The organism is Streptomyces sp. NK15101 (assembly GCF_020400725.1).
Classification (GTDB): Bacteria; Actinomycetota; Actinomycetes; order Streptomycetales; family Streptomycetaceae; genus Streptomyces.
On the sequence record NZ_JAINVG010000181.1, the window covers coordinates 1 to 3,996 of the forward strand.

2 protein-coding genes and 1 tRNA gene are annotated in these 3,996 nt (G+C 77.2%); 1 reads left to right on the plus strand and 2 read right to left on the minus strand.

The genetic code is table 11. From position 1 onward, the window contains the following. Together K7G60_RS38365 and K7G60_RS38370 are read right to left on the minus strand one after the other, a co-directional pair. A partial coding sequence (locus K7G60_RS38365; protein WP_225805594.1) for a PAS domain-containing protein occupies nt 1-2,993 on the minus strand: 2,993 nt, incomplete at its 3' end. A gap of 115 nt (nt 2,994-3,108) precedes the next feature. Beyond that, nucleotides 3,109-3,531 (minus strand): SSI family serine proteinase inhibitor, encoded by a 423-nt coding sequence (locus K7G60_RS38370; RefSeq protein WP_225805595.1) that lies wholly within the window; start codon nt 3,529-3,531, stop codon nt 3,109-3,111. A gap of 233 nt (nt 3,532-3,764) precedes the next feature. On the opposite strand from K7G60_RS38370, the gene K7G60_RS38375 reads away from it, so the two are divergent. After that, nucleotides 3,765-3,855, plus strand: a tRNA-Ser gene (locus tag K7G60_RS38375). Nucleotides 3,856-3,996: the final 141 nt, after the last annotated feature.

Sequence of the window (3,996 nt, forward strand, 5' to 3'; positions counted from 1 at the left end):
GTGGCGAAGGTGTCGACGGGGCCGGGGGGGGGGGGGGGGCGGCCGGGGGGGTCGCCCTGGGGGGGGGGGGGGGGCCTGCGCCGCCGCCCCGAGCCGTTGGAGGGCGCGGCGGGAGCGACCGGGGAGACCGCGGGGGCCGGGGCCGCGGCGGGAGCCGTCGGCGGGACGAAGGGGACGCCCTGCCCGAGGGTGCGGACGCTGAACGCCCGGCCCTGGGTCGAGTCCTTCGACAGGGTCATCGGCATCGGCAGCTCGGGCGGCAGCGGTACGGAGCCGGTGCCCGTCGCGGAACCGGCACCGTTGACCGGCACGGGCTGAGGCTGAGGTGCCGGTGCCGGCTGAGACGCGGGCTGCGGCACGGGTTCCGGCATGGGCGCCATGGCGGGCTGCGGCGTCTGCTCCGGCAGCGGGGCCGTCACGGCCCGTCGCCGTCCGGTCGGCTCGTCCGTCGTCGCTGCCGTCGCCGTCGTCGTCACCGGCTCGGGCTGCGGCTGTACGTGGGGATGGGACTGCGGCGGCGTGTGGCCGGAGCCCGGGACACCCCGTACGGCCTCGTGCTGCCCCTCGTCGGAGACCGGCAGCGGCCCGGCCACGGGAGCGGCGGCCGGGAGCGCCGCCCCGGCGTCGCGGTCGCCCTCGGCGGGACCGAGCGCGAACGGCGTGCGGGGCCCTGCCTCGGCCGCGGCGGCCCGCTCCTGCGCGGCGGCCAGCGCGCGCCGGCGGCGACCGCTCGGCTGCGCCGGGGCCTGCGGGGCCTCCTCCGGGGCGGAGGCGACGGCGGGCAGGGCGCGGGCCAGGGCGGGAGCGCCCGTCGGCTCGACGGCGACACCCTGCGGCGGCACGGCCGCGCCGAGCGCGGCACGCCCCTGCGCGCCCTCGGCCGCGGTCACCACGGAGCCCTCGGCGGGGCGGCCCCGACGGCGCCCGGTGGGCTCCACGGGGGCGGTGCCCGGGGGGACGGGCGCGCCGGAGGACACCGCGAGGGCGGAGCCCGCGGGGCCGTTCTGCTGGGCGGGGATCAGCTCGGCGGGACCGGCGGCCTCCCCCGTACGGGCACGGCGGCGCCCGCTCGGCTCCGCACCGCCCTCGGGCGCGACCGCGCTCTCCAGGAAGGCGTCCGTCGAACCGCGCCGGGCCCGCCTCCGCCCCCCACCGGGGGCCTCGGGACCGGGGTTCGCCGCCGGGATCCCGCCCGGAGCCGCGACGACACCGGAACCCGCGACCGTTCCGCCGCCGGGGACCGTCCCGCCGGGCGCGGCGACGGACAGCGAGCCGGCGGCCGACGGCGATGCGGCGGCCTGCGGAGAACCGGCGGCCTTCGGCGGCTCGGCGGCGGACGGCGACCCGGCGACGGGACCGCCCGCCACCGGGCCGGAGGCCTGGGCGGGGAGCGCGAGGGCCTCGCGTGCGCCCGCGGGCGCGTCGCCCGGCGCCGGCGCCGGGACCGTGCCCCGGCCGGCCCCGAGGGGCACCTCCAGGACGTACGCGCCGCCGCTCGTGCCCGGCACCTCGTGGGTCTGCACGACACCGCCGTGCGCCGCCACGATGCCGCGCACGACGGGCCCGTGGACCGGGTCGCCGCCCGCGTACGGGCCGCGGACCTCGATCCGTACGACATCACCGCGCTGGGCGGCCGCGACGACGATCGTGGAGTCGCTCGGGGTCCGCTCGGCCTTGCTCTTGCCGGTCGCGTCGACGCCGGCGACGTCCGCGACGAGGTGTGCGAGCGCGGTCGTCAGCCGGGCCGCGTCCACCTCGGCCTCGATGGGCGGCGCGTGCACGGCGAACTGGGCGCGGCCGGGCCCGATCAGCTCGACGGCGCCGTCGATGCCGCCGGACACGATCCCGTCGAGCAGCACCACGGCCTTGTCGAGCTTCTCCGCGCCGGCGTCGAGCCGCTGGTAGCCGAGGACGTTGTCGACGAGGGAGGTCATCCGGGCGTACCCGGCGGCCAGGTGGTGCAGGACCTGGTTGGCCTCGGGCCACAGCTGTCCGGCGTCGTCGGCGGCGAGGGTGCCCAGCTGGGTGCGCAGCTCCTCCAGGGGCCCGCGCAGCGACTCGGCGAGGACGGCCGTCAGCTGCTCGTGACGGGCGGCCAGGGAGGTGTACTTCTCCGCCTGCGCCTCGCGCTCGGCCGCGTGCCGCTCGGCCAGGTCGGCGAGCTCGGCGGCGTGCTTCTCGACGAGCTCCTCGTACGGCCTGCGGTCGGTGAAGGTCATCACCGCGCCGACGAGCTGGTCCCCGTCCCGCACCGGGGCGGTCGTCAGGTCGACCGGCACGCGGTCGCCCTTCTTCGCCCACAGGACCTGCCCCCGGACCCGGTGCTTGCGGCCGGACTTGAGGGTGTCGGCGAGCGGAGACTCCTCGTACGGGAAGGGCTCGCCGTCGGCGCGCTTCGCGAGGATCAGCGGGTGCAGCTCCTGGCCGCCGAGCTCGCCGGCGCGGTAGCCGAGGATCTGCGCGGCGGCGGGGTTCACGAGGACGACCCGGCCGTCCGTGTCGGTGCCGACGACGCCCTCGGCCGCGGCGCGCAGGATCATCTCGGTCTGCCGCTGCGAGCGGGCGAGTTCGGCCTCGGTGTCGAGGGTCCCGGTGAGGTCGCGCACGACGAGCATGAGCAGCTCGTCGCCGGTGTAGCCGCCGTACGAGTCGTAGGCCTCGCGGCCGTCCTCCAGGCTGGCGCTGGTCACCTCGACGGGGAACTCGGAGCCGTCCGTGCGGCGGGCGATCATCCGGGTCGGCTTGGTGCGGCCCCGCTCGTCGGCGCCGTCGGGGCGGCGCATGGAGCCGGGGATCAGGCGCGAGTCGAAGGTGGGCAGCAGATCGAGCAGGCCGCGTCCGACGAGCGCGGTGCCGGGCGTCTCGAACATGCCGAGGGCGATGGTGTTGGCGTTGACGACCGTGCCGTTGCAGTTGACGAGCACGAGGCCGTCGGGGAGGGCGTCGAGTATGGCTGCGAGGCGAGCAGCGCCTCGGGATGGCCTGCTGCTCACGACGACGCTTCCTCCCTGACGCACTGCAACGTGCTTGCCCATCGGCCGGCCGGCCCCATCTTGCCCCGCGGGCCGCAGCCTGTCACTGAGGGGAGTCTAAGGGAGCCTCCGGGCGTCACCCCCGGACGAGGGGAAGGAGAGGCTCCAGATTCTTCCAGCGGTCGATCTCGCACCCGTTCGCCCGGGAGAAGCGGGCGTCCACCTCGCGGCCCCGCCAGACGCCGGTGACGTGGGCGAGGGCGGGCCCGCCGTACATCTGGGTGCACATCTGGTCCCGGGGGACGGGCCGGAACGGGTCGCCGCCGTCCTTCGCCAACTGCCCCAGGCGCCCGCAGGCCTCCTCGGCGGCCGGGTGGTCGCCCCCGGCGCGCTCGCCACAGGTCAGCCGGAAGGTGCCGTCGGCCCTCGCCTCGCCGCTCTTCTCGACCGTCACGGTCAGCGTGTCGGCCGGCGAGAACGGCGCCGGCGGCAGGAGGCCGGGACCGGCGGTCCCGACGGCGGCGGTGGCGAGGGTCGCGAGGACGATACTGCGCAGCATGCGGATCTCCAGGAGCGCGGGAAGTACGGCGGGCGCGGATGCACGGCGCGCCCGCCCCTCTAACGCTCCGGGCGCCGCCGCGTTGCGCAAGCGGGGTGCGCCGGGCGGGGATCGGGGGCCGTGGGACTTTGCCCTGGACCCCGGAGGACTAGTACGGTGAGAATCGATTGGTGACAGCCGGTTCGCCTGTGTCATCATCTGCACGCACCACCCGCGCATGCGCGAGGTGCAGAGGAGGCGTCGCCTAGTCCGGTCTATGGCGCCGCACTGCTAATGCGGTTTGGGTCTTAAAGCCCATCGAGGGTTCAAATCCCTCCGCCTCCGCCCTACCGAAGCCCCGGCCCCCAAGGCCGGGGCTTCGGCCGTTCCCGGCCCCGGTCTCCGAGCAGGCGCCCCGCCTTCACCCCTCGACGGTGTGACCCCGGTCTCTTTCCGGGGATTCCCGCCCCCCGCGCCCCCCCCCCC

Excerpts from the sequence above, each read along its gene's own strand:
- K7G60_RS38370 (WP_225805595.1), bottom strand. The coding sequence starts at position 3,531 with ATGCTGCGCAGTATCGTCCTCGCGACCCTCGCCACCGCCGCCGTCGGG.